The following is a 26,575-nucleotide window of genomic DNA, read 5'->3' on the forward strand; positions in this document are numbered from 1 at the left end:
CACCCTTGTTTTAATATTTTCGGCGGACATATAACCGAGCCCCATGTCCCGGGTCCCCATTATTGCGCCGTTACGGGGATCGACGTTTTTCCTTTTCCCGCCGGACCTTCGAATGTGATTTGCATCTCCCATCCGCCGGTCATCTCAATCTTGACTTTGCCGCGATAAACGCCGGGCGTGCCAGTTGTGGTCAAAGCCGCTGCGTTGTTCATCGCCCCCATCGAACCCATCGCAGGCATGTAGAAGTTTAGCGAAGCCGCTCCCACATCAACCGCTTTGCCCGAAGCATCCGTAAAAGCAAGCATTAGTTCCTGCTCGCCGTTTTTGACTTTGCCGGTGTCGCTTGATACCGAAACCGTCAAATTGTTGATCGAACCGCTTTTGATGACTTTTCCCTGCACCGGGTTTTCGGCCGTGGGCTGCGCGCCGGAACTGCAGGACGTGAATAAGGTGACCACCCCGATGATGGTCAATAAGCAGATGAATAAAACTGTCTTTCTCATTTTTTAGTCTCCTGTGTTGAAAATATCTTGAGAGTTCCGACGCCTACAAAGTAGTTCGCAGAACCACAATGAAATAGTCGCAACGGCGCAATACACCCCAAAAAGGGCGCACTTCACCATCGAAACTAGATCAGGAACGATTTATATTGGAGGTATTTGGGCTGGAAAGTGCTCGTCAACGGCTTACGCAAATACTGAGGCGATACAGACGACTCGATTTTTGTATTTGGGAACAAAGCTGCGATCTGATCGGCGATGGATTTGTAGACCGTTATGGTGGAAGGACTGAAGTTAAACGAGCCGCCGAACGAGATTGGCGCCGCATTTGAGCAGTTTGTCGCGCAACAAAGGCGCGCAGCCTCGGCTGAAGGTGATCTGTCCTTGCTTTTGGCTTTATCGCAACATTTCATCATCTTGCCGCTCGGCGCGTGGAGGGGTGTCCCCGCCACGACGCCACCGACGACGGTGAAAAGTACGAAAAGAATCAAGACCCGAGTGATCATTGAAAACAGTATACTCCACTTTTTCTGGATGATCAGTGATATACGTCACAAATTGCAAGTAACCAGATGTTGGTCACAATCACTATTTGGTGGTGAACAAATTTGGCATTGGAACTAAGCGCGAGGTTTTACGCACATCGTAAAGTTTTTTCAGGGCTCTGACGAAGCATTCGGTAGTGCTGGTCCAAGTACAAACGGTGCGCACAAGACTATCTGCGTGGCACAGGTATTGTCTCTAGATAAGAGGAAGGCTTATTTTTACGTTTTGATAAAAATGTTTGGTGTGGATGTAGCTCGAGTATTTTAGAAGTAGTTTCATCCAATAAAGAGGTGAGGTACATGAATGTAAAATTGTTTCTAGGATTTGCTGTTTCCATCGCCGTCGTCATCTTGTTCTCAATTCCAGGTTTTGCCCAAAAGGAAAAAACAATCGGTATCGACAAAGAAGGAGAATTTCACGTTTCGTCGCCAATAAGAATTGGCGATCGGATAGTCGAAAAAGGGATGTATCAGATTTATAGGGTCGACATAAATACGACGCCGTTTATTGTAATTCGAAAAGTTGCGATGACTTACTTTGGAAAAACAATGGGTAGTATGAAGCGAGGTGACGAGGTGGTCAGACTGAAATGCACCATTCAGCGGGTCGATGAACAAAACAAAAAGTCAAATATTTTGTTTCTACAAGCATTAGCCGAAGAGCGTGTAGCCCTTCAGGTGTGGTTTCGTCACGAAAAGTCCAGATGTATTCTACCGATTCGTGAGTTGTGAGGCCGTACTGACAGCGTGGGCTCGTCCGAAGTGATAGAAGGCCAAATTGAACTTGCCGCTAACAACGAACGAATCGGCTATAATTAGCTCGTTGGTAATGTCGTAAGACAATACCTGATTATTTTCGGGGTTCATATTGTCCTCCCTTTTTGCTCCTTCTCTCGGCATGCCTTCCGATGAAAACGCTTATTCCTACTAAGAAGGAAATGATCAGCAGGCTTACAACTAAGAAAATTATGAACTGATGTTGAGTAAAAAGATGAAAGAAGTCTGTTTCTTGCTCCATTTTCGTTATTAGATATGTGTCTCGTGACACGCAAAGCCCTCGCGTTCGGTTTGGGCGGTTAGGTGTGAGATCTTAAACTCGCTCGTGCATGAATCGTGGACACGTTGCAGAACGTCGTCGTGTTCGGCTCCCTCGGCAAGCACGGCGTGGACGCTCAAGGCATTTACGCCCGATGTAAGCGACCATACGTGAAGGTCGTGAATCTCGGCAACGCCTTCGATCTTTGAAAGTTTGTCTCGCACGTTGGCTATGTTTACGTCAGACGGCGTACCTTCGAGCAAGACAGCGACTGCATCCTTTAGTAAAGCCCACGTTCGCGGCAAGATAAACAGGCCGATTCCCGCCGAAATTAACGGATCGGCATAATACCAGCCGGTCGTGAGCATGATTATTCCGGCGATTATTACTCCGACAGACGTAAGCGTGTCTGAAAGAACCTCATAATAAGCGCCTTTCATGTTCAGGCTTTCTTTGGAGCCGGAACGCAGAATAACCATACCGACAATATTGACCACCAACCCAATCGATGCGACGCCGATCATCGCCGCACTCTGCACTTCGGGCGGGTTTTTGAAGCGTTCGTATGCTTCGTAAAGGATGTAGATCGAAATAAAGATCAGGATGATCGCATTCGTCATCGCCGCGAGGATCTCGACGCGATAGTAGCCGTAGGTACGTTCGGGTGATGCTGGCTTTTCAGCAAACCGTATGGCGAGCAAGGCTAAACCGACGCCCGCAACATCTGTCAGCATATGCCCGGCATCTGCAAGCAACGCCAAACTGCCCGTCCAAAATCCGCCAATTACCTCGACGATCAAATAAAAGAACGTTAGGCAAAAGACGATCATTAGCGGTTTCTTATTCCGCCCTGCCGCCGATATTTCGTGTGTGTGTCCGTGTCCCATATTTTCAATTCAGAATCTGTACCTTCGAGTCGTGCGCCTTTTTTCAGCCTTTAGCCGCCCTTTACGCCTCTATCGACGCTCTATCTTCTCGTTTGGATATGTTCGGATTCCTCGCCTCGTCAAAAATGGCAGTAACCAAGCGATGAGCAGAATCATCCCGGTTCCGATCACGGCTCCAGCTAGTATTCGAAATGGCGGGTCCAGATACATTTTTCTCCAACTCAAATCAACGTTGCGGCTTCAATCGGAACGACCATGATTATGCCGTCGCCCTTTTTGCCTGTGTGAGCGTTGTTCTTGATTGCCGCAACGATATCGTCGGCCATTTGGTCATTCACCGCGATCTCAATTCGTTTGTTCGCCTTGAATGGATCAAGTGCGTCGTATGCTCCGGTACGCATTCGTTGGCCAAATCCTTCGGAATCTATCAAGGTCATTCCGGGAAAGCCTTCGATGTTCTCGAAGGCTGTCACGATCTTCTCCACCGTAAAAGGCCGCACTATTGCGATTATCAGTTTCACTGTTATTCCTCCGTAAATTCGCCCTCGACATCCTTCTCGAACCATGCGTAAAGCGTTGGCAGTATTAAAAGTGTCAACAACGTTGACGTTATCAGTCCGCCGATCACAACCGTCGCAAGCGGACGTTGAACTTCGGCACCCGCAGACGTTGCCAATGCCATCGGGATAAAGCCGAGACTGGCAACCAACGCCGTCATCAAAACCGGACGCAAACGCGTCATCGAGCCTTCTTTCACGGCGTCAAGGACGGACTTGCCTTCTTCGCGGAGATGGTTGATAAAACTGACCATCACAACACCGTTTAGAACGGCAACGCCAAATAGTGCGATAAAGCCGACGCCTGCAGAAATCGAGAATGGCATACCCCGCAAAGCCAGAGCCACTACTCCTCCGACGATTGCAAACGGAATTCCGGTGTATATCATCAATGCTTGCTTCGCCGAACCAAACGTCGAAAATAGCATCACAAAGATCAGGAACAACGCTATCGGCACCACGATCAACAAGCGACTGGTTGCCCTTTCCAGATTTTCGAAGGCTCCGCCCCATTGCAAATAATATCCGGGCGGAAGTGTCACTTCCTTACCGATCTTTTCCTTTGCCTCAGTTACGAAACTGGCAATGTCGCGTTGACGGACATTCGTGGAGACAACGATCCGGCGCCGAGTGGCTTCACGCGATATTTGCGCCGCTCCTTCGACCAGTGCAATATCGGCAACCTGTGCGAGCGGTACACGCTGACCGTTCGGAGCAGTTAGGATCAATCCTCGAACTGACTCGACAGACTTACTTGCGTCTTCGTTCAAACGCAGAACAATGTCAAAACGTTGCTCGCCTTCAAAGACCTCGCCCGCCTTCTTCCCAGCAAAGATCGCTTCGACAAGTTCATTAACATCTTCGACATTGATCCCGTATCGCGCTATCGCCGCCCGGTCCGGCTTGATCTGCAATTGCGGCAAACCGGTAGTTACCTCGGCCTTTGTTTCTTCTGCACCATTTATCGCGGCCAGGACCTTTTCGATATCTTCGCCCTTGTCCGCGAGTATTTGAAGATCGTCGCCAAAAAGCTTTACCGCAACATCGCCACGCGTTCCGGCGATAAGTTCGTTGACACGCATCTCAATCGGCTGCATGAAACCGAAAGACGCTGCACCTGGAACTTCCGCTTCGAGCTTTTTAGACATTTCCTCGATCAATTTTTCTTTGGACCAACCAGACTTCCATTCATCGATCGGATTGAGCATCACGAATACATCGCACTGATTCAAACTCATCGAATCCGTCGCGACTGCCGGAGCCCCGCACTTCGATACTATCGTCTTAACCTCTGGGTAGACCTTAAGTGACTTTTCAACGGCAGTCGTCATTACCATTGATTGATCGAGAGAGACGCTCGGCAAACTTATTGCTTCGACCAAAATATCGCCTTCATCGAGACGCGGTATAAATTCGCCGCCGAGGTACGGAAAGATAATTCCCGAAATTACGACCACAGTAACCGCGATCGCGAGTACCTGTGCACGGAACTTCATTACAAACGCAAGTGACGGTCGGTAGATCTGCTTCGCCCAACGGATGAGAAAACTTTCCGATTCCGAAACATTGCCCTTGAGTATCAATGCAAGCATCGCTGGAACGTATGTCAGAGAAAGAATAAGCGAACCGAGAAGAGCAAAGATCACCGTCAAAGCCATCGGAACGAACATCTTGCCCTCGATACCGCGAAGACTGAGGATCGGCAGATAAACGATGCCGATGATCGCCACGGCGAAAACCACAGGTCGGGCGACTTCGAGACATGCTTCGAGAATCGTACGTTCGGGCGGCTCGCGAGATTTTTCATGCTGAGCTTCGGCACGGCGACGAACCACGTTCTCGACCATCACGACCGCTCCGTCAACGATCAATCCGAAATCCAACGCGCCGAGACTCATCAGGTTTCCCGATACGTTGAATATTCTCATCAGGATCGCCGCAAAGAGCATCGAAAGTGGAATTATGGTCGCAACCAGCAAGGCACCGCGCCAGTTGCCAAGCAGCAATAACAAAACGAAGATCACGAGTGCCGCTCCTTCCAGCAGATTCTTTTCGACTGTCCAGATCGCACGTTTTACTAACGACGTTCGGTCATAAAATGGTTCGATGGTGACGCCCTTGGGTAGGGTCATCTTGATCTCTTCGATCTTTGCTTTAACCCTTTCGGCTACAACTCGGGAGTTCTCGCCTTTTAGCATGATCGCCATACCTGACACGATCTCGCCTTCGCCATTCGTTGAAACCGCACCCTGTCTGATGCTCTGCCCTTCGACGACTTCTCCAAGATCGCGGACGAAGACCGGAACTCCCTCTTTTCCAGTTTTGACTACAATATTCGTGATGTCGTCCATCTTTTCGACAAGACCGACGCCTCGTAACAGATATTGCTCCGCTCCTTTCTGGATATAACCACCGCCGACCGTGCCATTATTTGCCATGACCGCATCGTGAACATCTCTTAGCGTCAATCCATATGATTGCAGCTTTTCGGGAGACAGTCGGACTTCGAACTGTTTGCCGTAGCCGCCGTGCGAATTGACTTCCGTCACACCCGGAACGCCCATCAATTGTCGGCGAATATTCCAGTCGTGAATCGTCCTGAGATCCGTCGCCGTATAATTGCTTCCCGGTTCCGCACGAACTTCGTACTGGTAGATCTCGCCCAAGCCGGTAGCTATTGGCCCCATTTCGGGAGAACCGATGCTAGGCGGAATATTCTCGCGAGCGGTCGCCATGCGTTCGAGAATTAGCTGGCGTGCGAAATAGATATCGGTCGACTCTTCAAAAACGATAGTTACGTTCGATATGCCGAACTTGGAAACCGAACGAATTTCTTCGACGCCCGGTATGCCCGACATCGCAACTTCAATCGGAAAGGTGATCTGCCGTTCGATCTCCAGCGGCGCAAGACTTGGCGCATTGGTCAACACCTGAACCTGAACATTGGTGACATCAGGCACGGCATCGATCGGTAAATTTATGAGGCTGTACGCTCCCGCCGCCGCCATGATCGCGACTAGCAAAAGAACGATCAGCTTTTGAGCAATGGAGAATCTTATAAGTGCGTTGATCATAATTCTTGTAGCAACTTAGGTCAGTTGCAAATCATCTTCCGAGCTTCAAGATCTTAAGCGCACCCCTGACGACCACAACAAAAACAATTGTCCCGATGATCAAGTCAGGCTTGTTCGATCCCAACAGGCTGACCAAAATGCCTGCCGTGATGACGCCTAAATTGATGATCACGTCGTTTGAGGTAAAGATTGTACTCGCCTGCATGTGGGCTTCTTTGCTTTTCGACCTTTGAAGCAAATAGAGGCAAAAGCCATTCGCCGCCAAGGCCAGCGTCGAAACAATTATCATGGTGAGGAAATCAGGGACTTCCTCGACACCGATAAATCTTCGAATGACCTCGATGAAACCGATCACGGCTAAGCTGATCTGGAAATATCCGGCGAGCCTTGCGACATTCCGCTTTCTCGCAACTGTTCCACCTACCGCGAAAAGACTGATGGCGTAAACGAATGCGTCGGCAAGCATGTCGAGGCTATCGGCGATTAGTCCCATCGAGCCGGAAATAAGGCCGGTAGTAATTTCAATCGCGAAGAAGCCAAAATTGATCGCCAGCACGATCCATAACAAATTCCGCTGGCTTCGGTGGTCGTCTACAAAAGAAGCGTCGACCGCTTCCTCGGTTCGAATTGCCTTGCTGTCCAGATCAAGCTCGTCTATCCGAAACTCGATCTGATCAAGCTGTCCGTCATGAAAAACCGTCAACTGCCGATTGGGAATGTCGAAGTCGAGATGTCTGATTTCCGCCACTCCGTCGAGCTTCACGCGCACCAAATTCTCCTCCGAGGGGCAATCCATCCCATTTATCTGAAAGATCGTTTTTTCCATTTGTCGTCCTGCGCGTTAGTGATCGTCCCCCATCGCACCCTTTTCAAGCTGTGTCTTTAGCGTAAAGCTGCCTTTTGTGACAACCTTTTCTCCGAGTTTCAAACCCTCGATGATTTTTGTATAGCCGTTGATATCGGCTCCGGCCTCGATCTCTCGGACCTTAAACGCTCCCGGTTCATCGTCTCGTGGAACAAATACTATCGTTTTGTCGGCCGTTCGCTGTACTGCGCCCGAAGGCACAACGAGTTCCTCGCCTGTCGCTTCATTTGTTCCCGAGTAGAATCCAACCTCCGCGAACATTCCAGCCCGTAATTTGCCCTGAGCATTTGGAACCTCAAGCCGAACACGTCCGGTTCTGGTTGTCTCGTCTAATTGCGGATCAATGTATGAAACACGTCCGCTGACCGTGCCGATAGCAGGCGACGTGATCTCCGCAACGGAACCAACCCGAAGCCTCGCCATGTTCGCCTCTGGAACATTTGCGATGACATAAACAGTGCCGAGATTTGAAATAGAAAAGATCGGAACTGCCGCCTCGATACCTGCACCGGAATTGAATTTTCTTTCGGTGACGACACCGGAAAGTGGGGATCTTAAGGAAACGAGCGATGTATCGCTACGATGATCGTCGGGTTTGTTCGATTCGACAGGAACGCCGAGCGAGCGTAACTCGTCCTCTATATGTTTAAGATCAACCCTGGCGGTTTCAACCTCAGCCTGTGCTTCCTGCAATTCTTTGTTTAGAGCAATATTGGATTGAAAATCGTAATCCGCTTTGGCGGTTCTCTGCGCTGTCTCGGCTGTCATTAGATCTTTTCCCGCTCCTGCTCCGAGCTCGACCAGCCGCTTTGTCCTTTTCAAAGTAGCGTCGGCTTCGTCCAGTCGAGCTTTCGCCTGCAATACTGCGACGCGGTTCTCGGCCTTTTGTACACGTGAAAGGTTTCGTTGGGCCAGCTCATACTTCGTCTTAGCTTCGTGCATTTTGCCGTGCATTTGCGCGAGTTGCGGACTCGAGATAACGGCAAGCACGGCTCCCTTCTGCACATTGTCACCAACACCGTAGAAAACTTTTTCGATCCTGCCGCCAACCAGTGCCGTCGCCATTTCGGTTGTCTCGGGATTCAATTCGACCGCACCCGTAACCATCAATCTTGCTATTGCAGGTCGCTGGGTGACGGCTTCCGTAACGATTCCCGCAGAAGCGAGCATTTCCGGATCGAGTTTCACTTCTTTGCCCTTCTCGTCCTCAGAATGTCCCGACTCTTCCTTATGTTCCTCGGCGGCAGCTTTATCGCCGCTGGCGGAGTTTTTGTTAACGATCCACGCAACTCCAATGATCGCTATGAGCCCGACTACCGCCGCGGTTATTATCCACGCTACGACTGATCCTTTAGCCGCCGGGCTTTCAGGGTTACGATCTCCGCCATTCTCAAGGTTCGATTCGAGACGGTCTAGTTCCGCTTCGTCGCCGACATGATGCTCATTCTGCTCATTTATATTTAATTCCGACATAATATTTTAGTTCTCCAAGTTGGCTCCGATAGCGATGAAAAGCTCGGCCTGCGAGCGGTATCGTAAGGTGAGTGCTTCGGTTAGATCTCGATTTGCTTCGAGCAATTTTCGCTGCTCGGCAATGAGGTCGGTGATCTTTATTTGTCCTAGCTCATATACCTTTCGAATGGTTTCGACATTTTCTAAAGAACGCGGAATAACTGCCGTTTCAAGCGTTCGCAATGCCCGTTTTGCTGCCTCGATCCGTTGAAAAGCAGTAACAACCTCGTTCCGAATTATCGCGTCGGCAAATAAACGCCTCTCCTGTGCTTGGCGTATTGCTATTTCGGCCTCAGCTTTGGCCCCTTGTTTTTTGTCAAAGACCGGCAATCCGATTGACACGCCAAATGTAAGACTGCGATCCGTACTCTGCGGGAATGATCCAATTGGCAGATCGATACTCGACCGCCCTTGCGTATAACGCGTATACGCAGTGACATCGGGCTTACTCTGTGAACGAACGAGCCGAAACCCAGCACTCGCGAGTTGTTCTTCGAGCTCTGCAACTCGCAATTCGGGCCTTGACCTTTGTGCAACCGAGATGCCTGTTTCGATTGTTGTTGGCAGTTGTGGAATCTGAGCTGCGGAAATTTCCTCGATGAGTTTTAGGGGCTGGTCGTAAGCAATTCCGGCATAGAATTTCAGTTTGGTCAACGCCGTTTGGATGCTGCCGTCTGCAATCTCTCGTCGTGCCCGAAGCCGCTCGACCTCGGTTTGCAGGAGACTCAATTCAAGCGGTGCGGTTTCGCCCTCGTTAACCCGAGTCTGTACAAAGCGAACCGTTTGTGTGTCCAGTTCCAGAAGGTCGTCCAAAACCTGTAATTCTTTAAGAGAGGCAAGTGCTTCGGCATAGGTATTAAAAACCTGACCTGTGACCTCACGCTGTCGAGTTATAAGTTCCGCTTCGCGTAATGTGATCTCCGCTCGTGCGAGATCGATCCGCTTTTGCCTCTGCCCGTAAACATCAACCGGCAGAGAAAAACCAACACTCAACAGACGATCTCCGGGCGAACCTACGATTCTTCCGGTTGACTGCTCAACTTCGAGCGTCGGATTCGATCGCAACCCAGCCTGGGTAAGCCGAGCTCTGGCCTTTTCGATCTCAAGTTGGGCGATCTTGATATTTCCATTATTGGCGATGGCAAGCCGCACGATCTCGGCAAGGGACATGCCGTCCGCCTGACTGTAGTAGCGTTCGGCAAACGGGATAACCAATCGTCTTTCTGCCGGAGCGACGGCCGGTCTTGAAACGATGTTGGCTGAGCCGACACCGATTGCGTTTGCACTGGTAGTATCCTGCGAATACGCAGTAGCAGCCGTCGCAATGACGACATACATTAATTTTCTAAACATTTATAAACCTATCTCAAAAACAATCCGCTAGCCCGCTAGGCGCGAAGATTCGCACGCTAGCCAAAAAAGGCGCATGAATGGTGTTTTGAGTTAGGCTTTTGGCGGCTGCCAAATTGAGAAGGAGCGGGTAGATTCGTAAGGGGCTTTATAGTGAGAAAAATCAGAACTCGCGTGCTCAACGGTTTTGGGAGAGGTCACAGCCACCGAGTAGACAATCGTTTGAGCAGGGTTGCTTCCGCAACACGAGCAAACACAGAAAGGCGAACAATCATCATTCGAATCACTGTCGGTATCCTGCGAAAGCGGATCTAAGTGGGCGACCTTCTGAACCGGATGACCTTGGTTGTCTCGTGGCAATAGGCTGTCCTTACACGGCTGTACCGAAAGGAAAAGCAAATACGCTACAAAGATGTAAGTCACGATTCTCACGACTTGATGTTCTCAAATTTTTAACTAGTCTGTCTAGTTCATATAATCAATAGCCGCATGAATCTTAACCGCCCGCTATTCAGGGTGGGCTATTGACGTCGTTGTAATAGGCTAATCTCAACAACGCATAGTAGGAACTGCCGCACTCATTGCGCAATTGTCGTGGTTGGAAGGATTAGGGAAAATAGAGTTCCACTAGAGGTGTTTTGGGCAATTAGTTTCCCGCCGTGTTGGGACGCGATTTTATGGGCAACTGAAAGGCCAAGTCCTACCCCTTTATCCTTTGTCGTGTAGAACGGGTCGAAGATCTTTGAGAGATTTGATGGGTCAATGCCGGAACCCGAATCGGCGACCTCGACAACAAAATTATTGTCTAGCTGAAAAGTTGTAAACGAAAGGGTCTTGTCGGCACCGTTCGACTCGGACATGGCCTGCAGAGCATTGATTGCTAAATTTAGTAACACCTGCTTGATCTGCTCGGCATCGACAAGAATCAGCGGAAGATTCTTCTGGAGATCTCTAACCACTGCAACGGACTGTAATGCAGCCTGATTCTCGATCAAACCTGTGATTGAGTCCACAATCTCGTTAAGATCAGTCGGCGTCTTGGACGGTTCGGTCGGTCGTGCGAATCGAAGAAACTCGCCCACTAGCCGGTCTAACCGATCTATTTCACCTTTTGCCAGTCCCACAAACTCACGCCGAGGACTGTCAACAGTCAGTTCATCCTCCAATATTTCTATAGCCCCTTTGATAGACGCTAGTGGGTTTCGAACCTCGTGAACGATTCCCGCAGAAAGTTCTCCGAGCGAGGTTAGTTTCTCTGCCTGAAGTAGCTGTTGGAACGTTGTTTGCAGTTCATCGTACGCCTTTCGTTTCTCCTCAGCATTTCTTTCAGCCCGTTCTCTGGCCTTTCTTAAACGGTCGCCCAGAGCTCCCATTATTCCGCCAACGAGATTGAAGATCACGATTTCGGCATATTGGTTAATAGAGTAATCAAAATGTCCGTGTTGCCAATGTAAATAAACATGTGGCGAGTAAATGATGGTTGTAAAAAGAGATGCCGCGAGCCCACCTCTGAGACCAAATATCAAAGCGGCAGCTATGATCGGTACGTAGTAGATCCGCTGATATATCTCGTGCCAAACGATCTGATCAGTAGGCGTAAGAAAGTGAAGGACGGTAATGAGGATGATCACCACGGCAATGACGATCCATACATACAGGCGGTTTCGAGAGGAGATGATATTGAAGGTCTGCGTATCCATTTAGTCGTCCGAAATGCTGGAACCCGACTCGTCTAAATCGTACTTCTGTATCCGATATATAAGGGCGCTTCGAGTAATACCTAAATATTTTGATGTTTGTGACTGATTTCCGTCATGCCTGAGAAGCGAGCTACGTATAATTTCCCGTTCTAGGGCTTCTAGATTTATCGGCTCGAAAGGCAGGTCAAACCACAACTCCCCTTTTGTTGAAAAAGGGTTTTTCACGCTTTCGGGGACGTCGTTGAGAGTTAGAGTATCGCCGTCGGAAAGTACCACCATTCTTTCGACCAGATTCTCAAGCTCGCGAACATTTCCCATCCAAGGGTAATCGAAAAATACCTTGAAAACGTCGCGCGCAATCTTTGGCGGCCTCATACCATGTTTCGAGGCGGATCGCGTGACAAAATGTTCGGTCAAGACCGGTAGATCCTCGCGGCGTTCACGCAGCGGCGGAATCGTGATCGGAACTACCGCGAGCCGGTAGTAAAGATCCTCGCGGAAAGCGTTTTCTTTTATAAGATCGGGCAGGTTTTCGTTGGTGGCAGCAATTATTCGAGCATCTATCTTTCGCGGGGTATTTTCGCCCAGGCGTGTCACTTCCTGCTCCTGTAGAACCCTCAAAAGCCTTGTTTGCGACTGGAGAGGCATCGCGCTTATCTCATCAAGGAATAAGGTGCCGCCGTTAGCTTCCTCAAATTTACCCTTCGATTCTCCAACCGCACCGGTGAAAGCTCCCTTTTTATATCCGAATAGCTCAGCTTCGATTAGTGTTTCCGGTATGGCGGCACAGTTGATGGCAATAAACCGATTACTTTTGCGCGTGCCGGAAAAGTGTATACCTTTCGCGATCAATTCCTTTCCGGTCCCCGACTCGCCTTCGATCAAAACCGTTACGCTTGTCTTTGACACCCGCTCAACCAGATCAAAAACTTGAAGCATCCTGTCAGATGTTCCGATAACGTTCTCGATCCGAAAGTCTTCGTGGATCTGACGTCTCAGCCGTCTATTTTCCGCTAAGGCTCGGCCGTATTTTAATGCTTTCTCGACTGTAAGCAGAATTTCCTGACGGTTAAAGGGCTTGGTAATAAAATCAAAAGCCCCACCGCGCATAGCTTCGACCGCTGTATCGACATCTCCGAACGCGGTAATAACAATGATGGGCACTTCGCTGTTGATCGCCGTCGCCTGCTGAACCAATTGCGACCCTGTTATTTTCGGCATTCGCCAATCGGTTATCACGCAGTCAAAGTCTTCTGCGGAATACGACTTCAACGCTTCCCTGCCGTCACTCTCGCTTACGACAGAATGCCCGGCCTCCGAAAGCTGGAATTCAAGGACACGGCGCAGCGAATCATCATCATCGACTAGCAAAATTTTGGCGTTCGCTTCTTTCATTTTTTGATCATTTCATCTCAAAAGTAAGCGTTGTCCATTTTGATTCGTAGTTTAGGTTTGGATCGTCGAGTTTGCTCATGTTGATAAACTTGACATACCACTTCCCTGAACCGTCCAGTTTCAACTTCACAATGCCCTTCGCGTCGCTTCTGAGTTCTGGTGACGTTTTGATTTTATCGCTTTCCTCGCGACCAGCGAGAACGACTTGGTCAGCGAGCGGCTTCCCGTCCTTCAAGCACAGGACCTCCATCGTGTCACCCTTTTTAAGCTTGTAAGGATTCTGCTGAGGGACGAGTTCGACGGGATAGCCAAGAATAGCTTTGTAATCATCAGTCTGAGCTTTGCCAACCTGCAAAATCGCCTTGACATGCTTTGCGTAACGCTCTTTTGCATCCTTTTCGAGTTCTCCCGTCTTGCGGCGTTCTTCCAGAGTGTCGGGTAGACCGTCTTCACGGAGATACTCGTTGAATTCTGCCGCTTTTAGAGCGATTTCGCGGGACTTAGTTGAAAGCCCGACGACATAGGTTCCCGCCGCTCCGGTTGTCAGGTTCAGAAACGCGGTCGTCTCGTCTTTGGTAATGTCGGCTTCCTTCGGATGCACACGATTTCCACCTGAAACGACGCTCACGTCGTTTAGCCGGGCGAACGTAACCGCTCCCTCGCTTGCTAGAAACGTTCCGTTCATCACCTTGACGGTAAAGTTCGAGTTAGGCTTCAGGAAATAGCTATCTGTTTTAAGAAACAGATCGTGTGCAAAGATCGACGCGACCAGCGACAGCGATAAAATAGATGCAAAGATTGTTTGTTTTTTCATTTTGATTTCCTCTCTACTTGATTTCAAAAGTCAGGGTCGCCCATTTGGATTCGTAATTTAGTTTCGGATCGTCGATCTTTACCATGTTTATAAACTTGGCGTACCACTTGCCGGAGCCGGATAATTTGACTTTGAGCATGCCGTCCTTGTCGGTACGGGCACTGGTTTCGCCCAGCATTCTGCCCGCTATCTCATAACCGGTTGTAACGATCTGGCCGGCGAGCGGTTTGCCGTCCTTGAGACACAAAATATCCAGCGCACTTCCTTTCTTTAGCATATAAGGATTTTGCTGAGGCACCATTTCGACGGCATACCCAAGAATGGTCTTGAAACTATCGGTTGTTTTATCGCCCACCTGGAAGATCGTTTTGACATATTTCGAATAACGGTAACGTGCGTCCTTACCGAGCTCTCCGTCACGTGTTCGGTTTTCCAAAATATCGGGAATGCCTTCGGCGGGCAGGTACTCATTGAATTCTTTTGCCGCAAGAGCGTTCTCACGCCAACTGGTAGAGACACCCACTACCTGAGTCCCGGCCTCAGTCGGCACAAGATTTAGGAAGGCAGTTGTTTCATTTTTAGTAAAATCGGTCTCCACCGGATTCGAACGCTTGCCCGAAGGTGCAATGACGCTCACATCGGTCAAACGCGCAAATGTAACCGCGCCTTCGCTTTTCTGAAACGTTCCGTTCATAACGCTGATCGTGATTTTCTCGTTAACCTTTACAAAATAGCTGGTAGGTTTTAAGAAAAGGTCATGAGCAAAAACGGAGAGGGCCGTCAAAACCACGGCCATGGCAAAAAAGGTGATCTTTGTTTTCATTTATCCTCCAGGATGACTTGCCTATTGCATTTGTGCAATCTGATTGTCCCGAACAAGCTGTTGAAATGAGCCGTTTCTTCTATCGAAGCAAACCCGGCCTCTGCCATCAACTGCGGCAATAGACCATCGAAACTATCTGCGGTCGTTTCAAAACCGTCCAGAAGCTGGATCAAATACGACGACCCGCGCATTAGCCAACCAGAGGGGAGTCCCCAGTCCGCGACGTGAAACTCGCCATTTGGCTTGAGCACACGTCTTACTTCGCTTAGTGTTTTCGCCTTATTTTCCCGCGTTAAGTGATGAAAGAAAAGGCTGGAAGTAACCCGGCTGAACGATTCGTCCTTGTATGGCAACTCAAACGAAATGCCCTCGTCGAACTGAATCTCAAGACGGGCCTTACGCACCTTCGTTTTTGCGATTTCCAAGATCTTTGCATCACCATCAATTCCGACAACCTGGGCCTGCGGTTGTTTTTCTTTCAGCAAAATAGAAAGCGTCGCAGTGCCGCAAGCGAGATCGAGGACGCGATGTTCAGCTTCAATCCCGGTTTGTTCTACTAAAGCCCTTTTGAAAATCTCCTCACGCGTGGTCAAACGGACAACCGGGTCGTAGAAAGGTGTAAGCCAATCAAAACTTAGAGCCGGAATGTAATTTTCTGGTTTCAATATTTTGCTCACGGACCTTCTTAGAATTCGTAACCAACTATTTCAAATGACGCCTGTCGGTAAAATCACATAAACAAAAGGCAGAAAAAGTAAAAGCGTTCGGATGACACCGCCAAGAGAGAGGCGATTGACGGCTCTCAACATAAACAGCAAGAGAAATGGCAGTACGCTGAGCGGTAAAACCAGGTCAACCGTCAAGTTTCTAAAAGCTTAGTTCTGACGCCCTTCCTCTCCGTAACCCGCGAGGCTCTGATATATCTCTTCTTCTGAAAAGGATGGCCTAACTTCTAGCAATACACCTCCTCCGCTGGCCCTCACAAAATTCGGCACGCTTCCTGGAAAGTCCATAAAGTGGACAGCGAAAACGACCAGAACAGCCGCGAGGAGAGCCAAAACAAAGACATTTCGATTCATCATAGACGGGTCCTGTTAAGAACCAATTTCAAAGTTTTAGATTTCTCAATCGGAGCGCGTTGACTATTACGGACACAGAACTGAGGGTCATTGCCGCGCTGGCGATCATTGGGCTTAGTAGCAAACCGAAAACCGGATACAGAACACCCGCCGCGATCGGAACACCGACGAGGTTGTAAATGAATGCGAAGAACAAGTTCTGCCGGATGTTCTTCATTGTCGCTTCGCTCAGTTTTTTCGCCCGCAGAATTCCCCGCAGATCACCTTTTAAGAGCGTAATATCAGCGCTTTCCATTGCCACGTCGGTTCCGGTCCCCATCGCGATCCCGACTTGGGCTTGCGCAAGTGCCGGTGCATCATTCACGCCGTCGCCGGCCATAGCGACGATTTTCCCGCTCGCCTGCAGCTCTTTGATCTTTTCCGCCTTTTGTTCGGGCAACACGTCAGCGAAGACCTTGTCGATCCCGAGCTTTTTTGCTACGGCGTCGGCCGTAATAGCATTGTCACCGGTCATCATGACGACTTCGATCTTTTGCCAATGCAATTCACTGATCGCATCCTTCGCAGACTCTTTAATTGTGTCTGCAACGCCGACCAGGCCCGCGGCTTTCCCGTCAACGGCTACAAGCATTACTGTTTGCCCTTCGCCTCGAAGCTCATCGGCTTTTCCATCCGCCGGGAAATCAATATTGTTTTCTGTCATCAGCTTCGCATTACCGAGTAACACCTTTTTTCCGTCGATCGATCCCGTTATCCCTTTACCTGTGATGGATTCAAAATCTTCCACCTTAGCAAGCTCGATAGCTTTCTCTTCGGCGCCTTTGATAATCGCTTCCGCAAGCGGATGCTCGCTCGATCTCTCAAGACTGGCTGCTAACCGCAAGATCTCGATTTCGCCAGATCCATTCAACGCGACAACCTTTTGAAGCCGAGGTTTGCCCTCGGTCAAAGTGCCGGTCTTATCAACGACAATCGAATTCACCTTCTCCAGAATTTCCAATGCTTCGGCCTTCTTAACTAACACGCCATGCCGAGCACCATGTCCGGTCCCAACCATGATCGACATCGGAGTTGCCAAGCCCAGGGCACACGGGCAGGCAATAATTAAAACCGAAACCGCCGCTACCATTGCGTAAGCAAAACTGCCGAAGATCAGCCAGACGGCGAACGCGACAATCGCAACGACAATCACCGCCGGGACAAAATATGCCGACACGACGTCCACCAGACGCTGGATCGGAGCCCGTGAACGCTGAGCCTCGCCAACCATTCGAACGATTTGTGCGAGCAGCGTGTCGCTGCCGACCTTTTCCGCTTTCATTACAAAGCCGCGTCGGCCATTGATTGTTCCGCCGATAACTTTATCGCCGACTGTCTTTTCGACCGGGATCGATTCACCCGTCACCATCGACTCATCAACCGAAGTATCGCCTTCCAAGATTGAGCCATCGGTCGGAATCTTCTCGTTTGCTTTAACCCTCAAACTAGCGTCGATCTGCACATCCTTAAGTGCGATCTCGGCTTCAGTTCCGTCGTCAAAAACCACGATAGCAGTTTCAGGTGCGAGTCCGAGGAGTTCCTTGATCGCGCTCGAGGTTTGGCTCCTTGCCCTCAATTCCAGCACCTGTCCGAGCAGAACAAGCGTCGTGATAACGGCCGCCGCTTCGAAGTATGCGGAGATCAATCCGGTGTGCTCATTTCTCATCGATGCCGGGAACAAATCGGGGAGGAACAGAGCAAAAAGACTGAAAAGATATGCGGCCCCCGTGCCGATGGCGATCAGCGTGAACATGTTCGGGCTGACATTCTTGACGGAAGCCCAAGCACGCTGGAAGAAAGGAAATCCGCCCCAGAGAATAACGGGTGTTGCTAAAGCAAATTGGATCCATAGTGCGATCTTCGGTGAGACGTATTCGTGATAATTCGGCAGCATCTCACCCATCGCCAAAGCAAAAACGGGGAGTGTAAGAACGGCCGAGATCCAAAACCTCCGCTTCATATCGACATATTCCGGATCGGGCCCATCGTCGAGGGTCATCACCTTCGGTTCAAGAGCCATCCCGCATTTAGGACAGCTTCCAGGGCCGATCTGCACGATTTCTGGGTGCATCGGGCATGTATATTCAACGCCGAGGCTCTCGGCCTCTAGTATTTTTTCTTTTTTCTCGTGGAGAAAGCTCGCCGGATTCTGTTTGAACTTATTCATACAGCCCGTCGAGCAGAAATAATAGGCTTCGCCTTCAAAATCGTATTTTCCCGCTGACGTTTCGGGCGCGACCGTCATGCCGCACACCGGGTCAACAAAATCCCCGCCCGCTGTCGCCTTCATGTCGCCGTGCGGGACGGTTTCTTTTTGTTCGCGTCCGATCTCGACATGACCGCTCGCGGGTACGCCTTGTGTTTGGGCAATAAATTTCTGCAAGCAGCCCTTAGAGCAAAAATAGTAAGTCTTGTCCTCATGATTAAAAGTTCCTGCTGCCGCGATTGGATCGACCGTCATTCCACATATCGGATCAATAAATTCGTCTGCCGTAGCGATCTGTTTCTCAGTTCCTGTCATAGCCCCTCCTGGTGGGAAAAAAACCTTTTCACACTTGCTCAATTACCGCTGCAACAGCTTGCTGGGCTACTGATCGGAGATAAGAATTTCTGTAGACAGCCAGTCGAACAGAAATAATGGGTTTCTCCGTCCTGGTTATAGGTGCCAACGGCGGTTACCGGTGTGACTTGCATTCCGCAAACTGGGTCGATGAATGTATCAGCCGTGGTTGTTTTGTTTTCCAACATATTTTTATCACTCCTGTCATTAAAAAGTAACGACAGAATATATTCTACAACCTGTCAGCAGGGGTCAGGTCAAGCTCTTTTTTTCTGCCTCGCTTACCGACTCGATCAAATGGCAAACTGAATCGCCCGTCGGCATTGAATTCCTCATTTTTGACCAGTCCTGAAGGGCTTTCTCCATTTTCCGTTGGAGTTTCTGCATCTCTCTTATTTTTCGTTGATTCTCCGCAATGCGTCGGACAATAATTTCCCGAACCATCGGACACGGCGTATTCCCTTCTTTCGCCTCTTTCAAAATATCCGCGATCTCGGCGAGCGAAAATCCCAGATTGCCGGCCGCTTTGATAAAACGCACACGCACGGCATCCGATGTCTGATAGACCTTGTAGTTGTTTTGCGTATTGCGGGCGGGTTTTAGTAGACCTATGCGCGTATAGTGCCTAACCGTGTAAAGCGATACATCCGCTTGGTTTGCCAGAACTGTTGCAGTCATCATTAGCTTGATCGACTCCTCATTATTTACGTTCCAACTCGTCGAGTTTATTCTTCATCCAGTCGATTTCCTTTTGTTGGTCGATCGTTATCGATTTGCACAGATCCTTGACCTCCTGGTCTCGAAGATTCGGGTTATCACACATGAGGATCGCTCCGGCGTGGTGCGGTATCATCGATTTGAGAAATTGCTTATCTCCAACTACCGTTTGATATCTGATAAAGGCCGTAAACAGAATTAGCAGCAGGACGCTCACACCAGCGATGATAAGATTGGCCTTTTTGTTGTTGTACATGGACCACATTACAAAGATCTCGATCACAATCATCGGAGCTGTCATGAGCCCGGCCATGTAAAGCTGGTTTATGTTTGGATATACGTTGGCGAATGAATCGACCATCATATACATGAACACAAACATTGAGATAAACGACAGAACCGCCATTATCGCTAGGTTCACGTACATGCTTTTCATGTTTCTCATGCTTTCTGTATGATTCATGTCTTTCATATTTCTCAATCCTCCTATTCCAAATTCATACGGTTATTAACTCAAGACGAAATGTGGAGTATTTCGAGTTCCATTACCACGTGGCCGAAAAAGATGACGTCGGGCACAATAGGCACCACCCGACGCCTTTTTGCTCATTGACCGTATAAACTTCTGGACTCCCTTCTAACATGTCCTTATACAGTGTCGAGCAAAAATTGCATTACGCTTTAGGAGTCGGAGACGCAGCAGGAGCCGGGGCACGGCGAGGAGCACTTGAGTGCCAGTGAACGATCCGCCATTTGCCTTCGCGTTTTTCTAAGACTGCCGTACCAAGGCCGCCGCTTTCTACTTTTCTCGTTCCCATCTCAGCGGCGAGACTGTATTTGAATGTCGCCCACGCGGTCTTGCCATCGACCTTTACTTTCATATCGGAAAAGGAGTATTTCGTATTTTTGAATTCCTTTAGTTCCGGTGCAAGATGCGTGTTTCGGTAATCGGTCCAGCCGTAATTGGCGTGTCCGCTTTCGAAGACGGTGACATCGTCGCTGTTCGCCCAGATCTTATCGAGTGCGGCGAGATCGCCTTGTTCGATGGCAAGCGCCTCGCGTGTCATGACGTCCGTCACGGCCTTTACTTCGTCGGTTTGTGCCGAAACAGTCTCGTTGAGGCTAAAGGCGATAGCTCCCGCACCAATCACGACGGCCAAAGCGGCCATCAACAATCTATTAAAATCTTTTCTCGTCATAATTTCTTCTCCTCGTTCTAGGTCTAACAGAAATCCAATGTTTCGCTATGACCATTAACCGTCAAGATACATTCCGATACCGAACAGCTATAAAACAATGGCGTCGTAGAATAAATGCTGCTGACTCAAGCCGAGCAGCGGACCTCCGGTCAATTCACCATGCTCCCAACAGAGCGAGAAACGCCAGCAAGAAAGGCCTCTGGCCAAGTAATAGGTAAAAGGTGTTAGTCTGATACATCCATTTTTCCTTTTAATTAAGATCCGGCGTACGCGACCCGAACGGCGGAAGATCGGTGCTCTCGCCGAAGTCTTTGTCGCTTAAGCCTTCGCGTTCCGCGATGACTCGCTCAGCGCTAGGCCGCCCGAATTTATAAAAGATTGCCGGCGTAACAATTTGGTCGAGCAGAGTCGAGGTCAGGATGCCGCCTAAAACGACAACCGCGAGTGGATGAAGGATCTCTTTGCCCGGGGCGTCGGCGGCAAGGATGAAGGGTATTAACGAGAGCCCCGCGGTCAGGGCAGTCATCAAGACGGGAACGAGCCTTTCCAATGAACCGCGAACAATCATGTGTTCGGTAAAATCCTCGCCCTCCTCTTTCATCAAGTGCAGATAATGCGAGATCATCATGATTCCGTTCCGCGAGGTGATCCCAACCAGCGATACGAATCCGACCATTGTCGCGATCGAAAACACGCCTCCCGAGAGGTGCAAGGCCCAGACGGCTCCGATCAACGCTAGGGGGATGTTTATCATCACCTGAAGGGCTACCCGCCAGTCGCCAAAGGCTTTTATCAGGAGAAAAAAGATCGCTACCAGCGAGAAGATCGAAAGCAGCGATAAAGTTCTGTTAGCCTCCTGCGATGCCTGAAACTGCCCTCCATATTCGAGGAAGTAGCCGATCGGCAGTTGAACTTGTGTTGCGACACGGCTTTGAATGTCACTGACCACGGAGCCAAGATCGCGTCCGGCTACGTTTGCTCCAATTACAATTCGGCGTTTTGTGTCCTCTCGTAATATCTGGTTCGGTCCCGGAAAATTCTCAACGGCGGCAACGGCTGAAATAGGAATTTGGGTTCCCTGCGGTGTATCAATGGTGACATTTTGGAGCGCATCCAGACTGTTGCGAGACGCTTCATCAAAACGTACCACTACGTCATAACGCCGGGATCCATCAATGGCTTGCGAGACGGTTCGCCCGTTCAATGCCGTTTCCAATGTCTGCGTAACCTCGCCTGGCTGAAGCCCATATTGCGCCGCCTTGACGCGGTCAACATTAAATCGCACCTGCGGGATCAGCACCTGTCGTTCAACTGAAACGTCCGTTGCCCCTTCGACGGTTTGGATCGTATTGCGAATCTCCTCAGCCTTTGAACGCAGTGTAGCCAAATCGTCGCCGAACAACTTGACCGCGATCTGTGCCCTAACACCGGACTGCAAATGATCTAACCGATGAGAGATGGGTTGTCCTACGTTAGAGGTAACTCCGGGAACGACCGCGAGTTTATCTCGGATCGCCGAAAGGATCTCCTCACGCGAACGGTCCGATTTCTTTAGATCAACATCGATCTCGGTGTAGTGAACACCCTCGGCATGTTCGTCGAGCTCGGCTCTTCCCGTCCTACGTCCGGTCGAGATAACTTCGGGCACCTCTAAAAGTAGTTTCTCGGAAATTTGGCCGATGCGATTGGATTCAGCCAGAGAAGTACCGGGCTGGGCCTGAACATTGACGGTAAGCGTTCCTTCGTTGAACTCCGGCAAGAATGATGTGCCAACAAACGGGAGCGTCGCCATGGTCAAGATGAACACCAGCGCCACCCCAACGATGACTTTGTAAGGATGACGGAGCGTCCAATGTAGAAGCCGGGTGTCGTATTTCTTTAACCAGCGAACTAGGATGCTGTCCTGATGTTCCGCAGCGGACGAAGATCGAAACCACCGCTGTATCCTCGAGAAAATAGAGGCACCATTCCCATCTTCGTGATCGATCTCAACCGGACCATCGACCATCTTTGTCTCCTTTCGCCTAAATGTTTGCGGCAACAGATACGACGCTAAGACGGGCGTTAAGGTCAAACTTACGAACAGAGATGCCACGAGTGCAGTAATGTACGCGAGGCCCAAGGGAGCAAGCAATCTGCCTTCGACTCCCGATAAGGCGAACAGCGGAATAAACACGAGGGCGACGATCACCGTGGCATAAATGATGGACGATCGCACCTCGAGCGAGGCGTGATAAATCACTTCAATGGAAGGACGCGGATTTTCAAGGTTCCGGTTTTCGCCGAGTCGACGGAAGATATTCTCAATGTCCACGATCGCATCGTCAACCAACTCGCCGATCGCGACTGCCAAGCCGCCAAGGGTCATGGTATTAACACTGATCCCGAAAGCGTAGAGAATAAGAAAGGTTACGATGAAAGAAAGCGGAATCGCCGTGAGTGTAATGAAGGTGGTGCGAAAATTGAGCAAAAACAGAAACAGTACAATTGCGACAAGGATCGCACCGTCACGCAATCCTTCGGTAACGTTGCCGATAGAGGCGTTGATAAAATTGGCCTGGCGAAAGAGATTAGGGTTTATCTCAACGTCGGGGGGCAGCGTTTTCTGCAATTCCTTAACCGCTTCGTCGACCTGTTCTGTCAGATCTTGGGTGCTCGCCCCGGGCTGCTTTTGAACGGAAACAATGACGGCGGGCTTTCCGTTCGTTCCGGCCTCGCCCCGCTTTATCTTCGCACCAAACTGCACTTCGGCGACATCACCGAGCCGAATCGGGTTGTTATTGCGGTACGCGACGACAGTTTGTTTTAGCTCGTCGATCGAATAGAACCTGCCGAGGTTCCGAACAAGATACTCCTGCGATTGGGCATCTACAAAGCCACCGGTAGAGTTGATATTCGATTTCTCGAGCGCGACCGACACATCCTCAATGGTGATGGCAAACTGCCTCAGCTTTTCAGGTGAAACAAGCGCCTGATACTGTTTCACGCCTCCGCCGATGGGAATAACCTGAGAAACCCCAGTGATAGTCAATAGCCGAGGACGGATGGTCCAGTCTGCCAAGGTTCGCAGTTCCAAAGGGTCGGTCGTTCCATCCTTGCTCGACACCGCGATCAGCATGATCTCCCCCATTATTGAAGAGATGGGAGCGAGAAACGGGGAGACGCCTTGGGGCAATTGTTCGCGGGCCTCAGTTATCTTTTCCGAAACCAACTGCCGGTTTCGGTAAATATCCGTTCCCCATTCGAATTCTATGTAGACGATTGACAATCCGACGCCACTTACCGAACGAACTCGTGACACGCCCGGAACACCGTTCATCACGGTCTCAATCGGATAGGATACTTGTGTCTCGACCTCTTCGGGTGCCAACCCGTTAGCTTCGGTTAGAACCGTAATAGTAGGTTTATTAAGGTCGGGAAAGACATCGACCGGTAGATTGAACGCCACGTAACTGCCCCAGACAAGCAAAAGGGCAGCGATCGCGACAACGATCAACCGGTTCTGAAGAGACCATTTAATAGTTCCATTGAGCATTTGAATCAGATACGACCGGAACTATTTACTCCACTTTGCCTTCCACGCGCTCATCATTTTTATCTCGGCATCCTGAGCCTTAATAATTTGACCAGCGAGCGTTTTGATTTCGGCTTTTTCGCTCTTCTGCAACGCTTCTTTAGCCATCGTAACGGCCCCAACGTGATGAGGAGTCATCATGTCGATAAACGCAAGGTCAAATTCTTTGTCTTTCGAATTTGTAAGCTTTGCCATATCCATCTTCATGGAATCCATCATTCCCGGCATATCCACGTTCATGGCCGCCGGCTTGCCAGCGAACCACTTCTCGCGCCAGTCTTTCATTTGGCTGATCTCTTTTTCCTGATCTGCGATGATCTGCGCAGCGAACTTCTTGATGTCGGGATTTTGTGTTTTCCCTTCGACCATCTTCGCCATGTCCACAGCTCCCTTGTGATGGGCCGTCATCGTATCGATAAACTGCAGATCGTACGGCTGACTCGCGGCGTTCGGCGAACTTTTCATTGCCGAATGGTCCATCGACATGTTCGAGTTCATCGGCATCGAATTGTGATCCATGCCGTTCATGTTCATTGATGAATTTGAATTCTTCATCATCGAATTGTGATTCATGGAACTCGAGTTAGTGCCCGCCTGACCGCACGCGACCAAGCCTACGGCTGCCAGCCCCAATGTGGCCGTTAACAATAGTATTTTCATTTTATTCCCCCTTTTGTCGTGAGATGTCTCACCCCTCGCTAACGACGATGCTTCCCTTATACATCCCCATTCCGCAGGCAAATGATATCTGTCCCGATTCGGTAGGCGTTATGCTGACGACAACGTCCTTGCCCACTGGCAGAGTTTTGCTAATCCCAAGCTTTGTAAATACGACTTTGCTGCCGCAGTTCTTGTCGTTCGCTCGGTTAAACACGAGGTTGAGCTTATGACCCGCTTCGATGTCGATCGACGAAGGCGAAAAACCGTTCTTATCCACCTTTACCTTCACGGTTCGCGTGTGGGCCTCAACAGCGGCGGTCATTACGCCGAAGGCTCCTCCAGCTATAACTATCACTGCTACTAATGTCAGAAATATTTTGAATTTGGTCATTTCTCGTTCTCCTTTTAAATCACTTCTCAAAATTCTAGTTTTCGGTCACGATGACTTTGCCGCTGAGCATGTCCATTCCGCAGACAAAGGCGATCTCGCCGACCTCGGTTGGCGTGAATTCGACCAGGACCGTTTGGCCAACCGGCAGTTTCTTTCGGATCTTTTGCTTTGTAAAGACGACTTCGCCTCCGCAGTTTTCCGAGTCAGCTCGATAAAACGCCAGTTTCACCGGCTGGCCTTTAACAACCGGAATCGAAGACGGCTCGTAGCCTTTCGATGAAACGGTGATTTTCGTTGCTCCAGCAGGAACATTCGCGGCCTCCACCTGTTTTGCAGAACCTGCCGGAACATTTACGACAAACGGAACGCTGATGACCTTCCCGCCGCGTTGAAACTGCGCCCAAAGCTTGTAAAGCCCGGGCCGTGGGAAAGCCGTGTGGGCCGAAACTTCGTAAGCACTTGGCTGGTTAGCCTTTTTCGAATCTGCCCCGTGCGAATGGCCGTCGGCGTTATGATCTTTTTCCTTCGTATCGCCGTCCATCTTCATCCCGTCCATCGTTTCACCCTTTGCCATCGGGTGAGCATGGACAAAGTCAACGAGGTCTTCGCTAATAATGACGAAGTGCGCCAATTCGCCCAAGTAATTTTGCAGATCGGTCGTGGGCTTTCCGGTTTTTGCATCAAAGACGGCGAAATCAAGCGTCAGTTCCTGGCCCGCCTCGATCTTCGCACTCGGCTTCATCGTCACTTTCACGCCATCGACAGATTTTTCAAGCTTCGTGTCCGCAACGAGAGCGACTTTCGCCCTTTCAGTTCCCGAGACCTTCACATCAACGCGTTCGACCACTTGCTTCGCATTAGGCGGCGTGAAGTCAGCGTAGAACTTATAATCGCCGCCGTTCGGAAACGTATGCTGCACTCGATAAGATCCGTCGGCCGACGGCTCGGGATGAACGTGGTAGAACTCGGAGAGGTCCTTCGAGACGATCAGCAAGTGCATCGGCTTTTCGTGAACGACCTGCAGATCCTTCACCACCGCATTCTTACTGTCCTTAACAGTAAAAACCAGCGTCGCCGGAGCACCTGCCTGAATCTGGCCCGGCTCCGTTTTGAAATCGACCTTGAAGGCTGAATCCGAAGCTGCTGCGTTCGCGGAGTTTGTTTCGCTAGCAACCGTATTCGTAGCATTTACGTTGTCAACGCCCTGCGAATTTGTCCCGCTAGTACATGCCGTAAAAAAGACGGCAATAGTTGAAATTATTAAAACGGTTCCCAAAATAAATATTTTTCTCATATTC

The 26,575-nt window shown here is 49.9% G+C and carries 25 protein-coding genes; 2 read left to right on the plus strand and 23 right to left on the minus strand.

Going from position 1 to position 26,575, the window contains the following annotated elements; genetic code table 11:
* Nucleotides 1-59: 59 nt before the first annotated feature.
* Nucleotides 60-503, minus strand: coding sequence for a FixH family protein (locus IPL32_00440; GenBank protein ID MBK8464273.1), 444 nt, complete (start codon nucleotides 501-503; stop codon nucleotides 60-62).
* A gap of 273 nt (nucleotides 504-776) precedes the next feature.
* Between IPL32_00440 and IPL32_00445 the strand changes: the two genes are divergently transcribed.
* Both IPL32_00445 and IPL32_00450 read left to right on the plus strand, forming a co-directional pair.
* On the plus strand, nucleotides 777-1,124 hold the full coding sequence (locus IPL32_00445) for a hypothetical protein (GenBank protein MBK8464274.1): 348 nt from the start codon (nucleotides 777-779) through the stop codon (nucleotides 1,122-1,124).
* Between the two features lie 221 nt (nucleotides 1,125-1,345).
* Nucleotides 1,346-1,777, plus strand: coding sequence for a DUF2911 domain-containing protein (locus IPL32_00450; protein MBK8464275.1), 432 nt, complete (start codon nucleotides 1,346-1,348; stop codon nucleotides 1,775-1,777).
* Here the strand turns inward: IPL32_00450 and IPL32_00455 are convergent.
* The 22 genes from IPL32_00455 to IPL32_00560 all read right to left on the minus strand — a co-directional run bounded on the left by IPL32_00455 (nucleotide 1,757) and on the right by IPL32_00560 (nucleotide 26,571).
* Nucleotides 1,757-1,912, minus strand: a complete 156-nt coding sequence (locus IPL32_00455) for a hypothetical protein (GenBank protein ID MBK8464276.1) — start codon at nucleotides 1,910-1,912, stop codon at nucleotides 1,757-1,759. The two genes, IPL32_00450 and IPL32_00455, sit on opposite strands and share 21 nt — an antisense overlap.
* Nucleotides 1,913-2,071: 159 nt before the next feature.
* The gene (locus tag IPL32_00460) at nucleotides 2,072-2,968 is read right to left on the minus strand and encodes a cation transporter (GenBank protein ID MBK8464277.1); all 897 of its coding nucleotides are present in this window, start codon (nucleotides 2,966-2,968) and stop codon (nucleotides 2,072-2,074) included.
* Between the two features lie 221 nt (nucleotides 2,969-3,189).
* Nucleotides 3,190-3,489, minus strand: coding sequence for a P-II family nitrogen regulator (locus IPL32_00465; GenBank protein ID MBK8464278.1), 300 nt, complete (start codon nucleotides 3,487-3,489; stop codon nucleotides 3,190-3,192).
* Between the two features lie 2 nt (nucleotides 3,490-3,491).
* Entirely contained in the window at nucleotides 3,492-6,599 is a 3,108-nt protein-coding gene (locus tag IPL32_00470) for an efflux RND transporter permease subunit (protein ID MBK8464279.1), read from the minus strand.
* 31 nt (nucleotides 6,600-6,630) lie between these two features.
* The gene (locus tag IPL32_00475; GenBank protein ID MBK8464280.1) at nucleotides 6,631-7,425 is read right to left on the minus strand and encodes a cation transporter; all 795 of its coding nucleotides are present in this window, start codon (nucleotides 7,423-7,425) and stop codon (nucleotides 6,631-6,633) included.
* 15 nt (nucleotides 7,426-7,440) lie between these two features.
* Nucleotides 7,441-8,937: an efflux RND transporter periplasmic adaptor subunit gene (locus IPL32_00480; GenBank protein MBK8464281.1), complete on the minus strand. Its 1,497-nt coding sequence runs from the start codon at nucleotides 8,935-8,937 to the stop codon at nucleotides 7,441-7,443.
* 6 nt (nucleotides 8,938-8,943) lie between these two features.
* Entirely contained in the window at nucleotides 8,944-10,329 is a 1,386-nt protein-coding gene (locus IPL32_00485; GenBank protein ID MBK8464282.1) for a TolC family protein, read from the minus strand.
* Between the two features lie 575 nt (nucleotides 10,330-10,904).
* On the minus strand, nucleotides 10,905-12,026 hold the full coding sequence (locus IPL32_00490) for a hypothetical protein (protein ID MBK8464283.1): 1,122 nt from the start codon (nucleotides 12,024-12,026) through the stop codon (nucleotides 10,905-10,907).
* Nucleotides 12,027-13,421 carry a sigma-54-dependent Fis family transcriptional regulator gene (locus IPL32_00495; protein ID MBK8464284.1) on the minus strand — a complete coding sequence of 465 codons (1,395 nt, stop codon included), beginning with the start codon at nucleotides 13,419-13,421 and terminating at the stop codon, nucleotides 12,027-12,029.
* 7 nt (nucleotides 13,422-13,428) lie between these two features.
* A complete protein-coding gene (locus tag IPL32_00500; GenBank protein ID MBK8464285.1) occupies nucleotides 13,429-14,235 on the minus strand; it encodes a DUF4198 domain-containing protein in 807 nt (268 codons plus the stop codon).
* A 13-nt stretch (nucleotides 14,236-14,248) separates the two neighbouring features.
* Nucleotides 14,249-15,058: a DUF4198 domain-containing protein gene (locus IPL32_00505; protein MBK8464286.1), complete on the minus strand. Its 810-nt coding sequence runs from the start codon at nucleotides 15,056-15,058 to the stop codon at nucleotides 14,249-14,251.
* Nucleotides 15,055-15,726, minus strand: coding sequence for a methyltransferase domain-containing protein (locus tag IPL32_00510; protein MBK8464287.1), 672 nt, complete (start codon nucleotides 15,724-15,726; stop codon nucleotides 15,055-15,057). The genes IPL32_00505 and IPL32_00510 overlap by 4 nt, the downstream gene beginning before the upstream one ends.
* Before the next feature lie 207 nt (nucleotides 15,727-15,933).
* Nucleotides 15,934-16,140: a hypothetical protein gene (locus tag IPL32_00515; GenBank protein ID MBK8464288.1), complete on the minus strand. Its 207-nt coding sequence runs from the start codon at nucleotides 16,138-16,140 to the stop codon at nucleotides 15,934-15,936.
* Nucleotides 16,141-16,165: 25 nt separating this feature from the next.
* Nucleotides 16,166-18,697, minus strand: a complete 2,532-nt coding sequence (locus IPL32_00520; GenBank protein MBK8464289.1) for a heavy metal translocating P-type ATPase — start codon at nucleotides 18,695-18,697, stop codon at nucleotides 16,166-16,168.
* A 38-nt stretch (nucleotides 18,698-18,735) separates the two neighbouring features.
* Complete coding sequence (locus IPL32_00525; GenBank protein MBK8464290.1) at nucleotides 18,736-18,924, minus strand: YHS domain-containing protein; 189 nt, start codon at nucleotides 18,922-18,924, stop codon at nucleotides 18,736-18,738.
* A 64-nt stretch (nucleotides 18,925-18,988) separates the two neighbouring features.
* Nucleotides 18,989-19,417 (minus strand): MerR family DNA-binding protein, encoded by a 429-nt coding sequence (locus IPL32_00530; GenBank protein ID MBK8464291.1) that lies wholly within the window; start codon nucleotides 19,415-19,417, stop codon nucleotides 18,989-18,991.
* 19 nt (nucleotides 19,418-19,436) lie between these two features.
* Nucleotides 19,437-19,925, minus strand: a complete 489-nt coding sequence (locus IPL32_00535; GenBank protein ID MBK8464292.1) for a DUF305 domain-containing protein — start codon at nucleotides 19,923-19,925, stop codon at nucleotides 19,437-19,439.
* Between the two features lie 202 nt (nucleotides 19,926-20,127).
* The gene (locus IPL32_00540) at nucleotides 20,128-20,652 is read right to left on the minus strand and encodes a nuclear transport factor 2 family protein (protein ID MBK8464293.1); all 525 of its coding nucleotides are present in this window, start codon (nucleotides 20,650-20,652) and stop codon (nucleotides 20,128-20,130) included.
* Between the two features lie 250 nt (nucleotides 20,653-20,902).
* Nucleotides 20,903-24,187, minus strand: a complete 3,285-nt coding sequence (locus IPL32_00545; protein MBK8464294.1) for an efflux RND transporter permease subunit — start codon at nucleotides 24,185-24,187, stop codon at nucleotides 20,903-20,905.
* A 21-nt stretch (nucleotides 24,188-24,208) separates the two neighbouring features.
* Nucleotides 24,209-24,886: a DUF305 domain-containing protein gene (locus IPL32_00550; protein MBK8464295.1), complete on the minus strand. Its 678-nt coding sequence runs from the start codon at nucleotides 24,884-24,886 to the stop codon at nucleotides 24,209-24,211.
* Nucleotides 24,887-24,914: 28 nt separating this feature from the next.
* Nucleotides 24,915-25,277, minus strand: coding sequence for a cupredoxin domain-containing protein (locus IPL32_00555; protein MBK8464296.1), 363 nt, complete (start codon nucleotides 25,275-25,277; stop codon nucleotides 24,915-24,917).
* A 34-nt stretch (nucleotides 25,278-25,311) separates the two neighbouring features.
* The gene (locus IPL32_00560; protein MBK8464297.1) at nucleotides 25,312-26,571 is read right to left on the minus strand and encodes a cupredoxin domain-containing protein; all 1,260 of its coding nucleotides are present in this window, start codon (nucleotides 26,569-26,571) and stop codon (nucleotides 25,312-25,314) included.
* Nucleotides 26,572-26,575 lie beyond the last annotated feature (4 nt).

This window comes from Chloracidobacterium sp., assembly GCA_016711345.1.
Lineage (GTDB): Bacteria > Acidobacteriota > Blastocatellia > Pyrinomonadales > Pyrinomonadaceae > OLB17.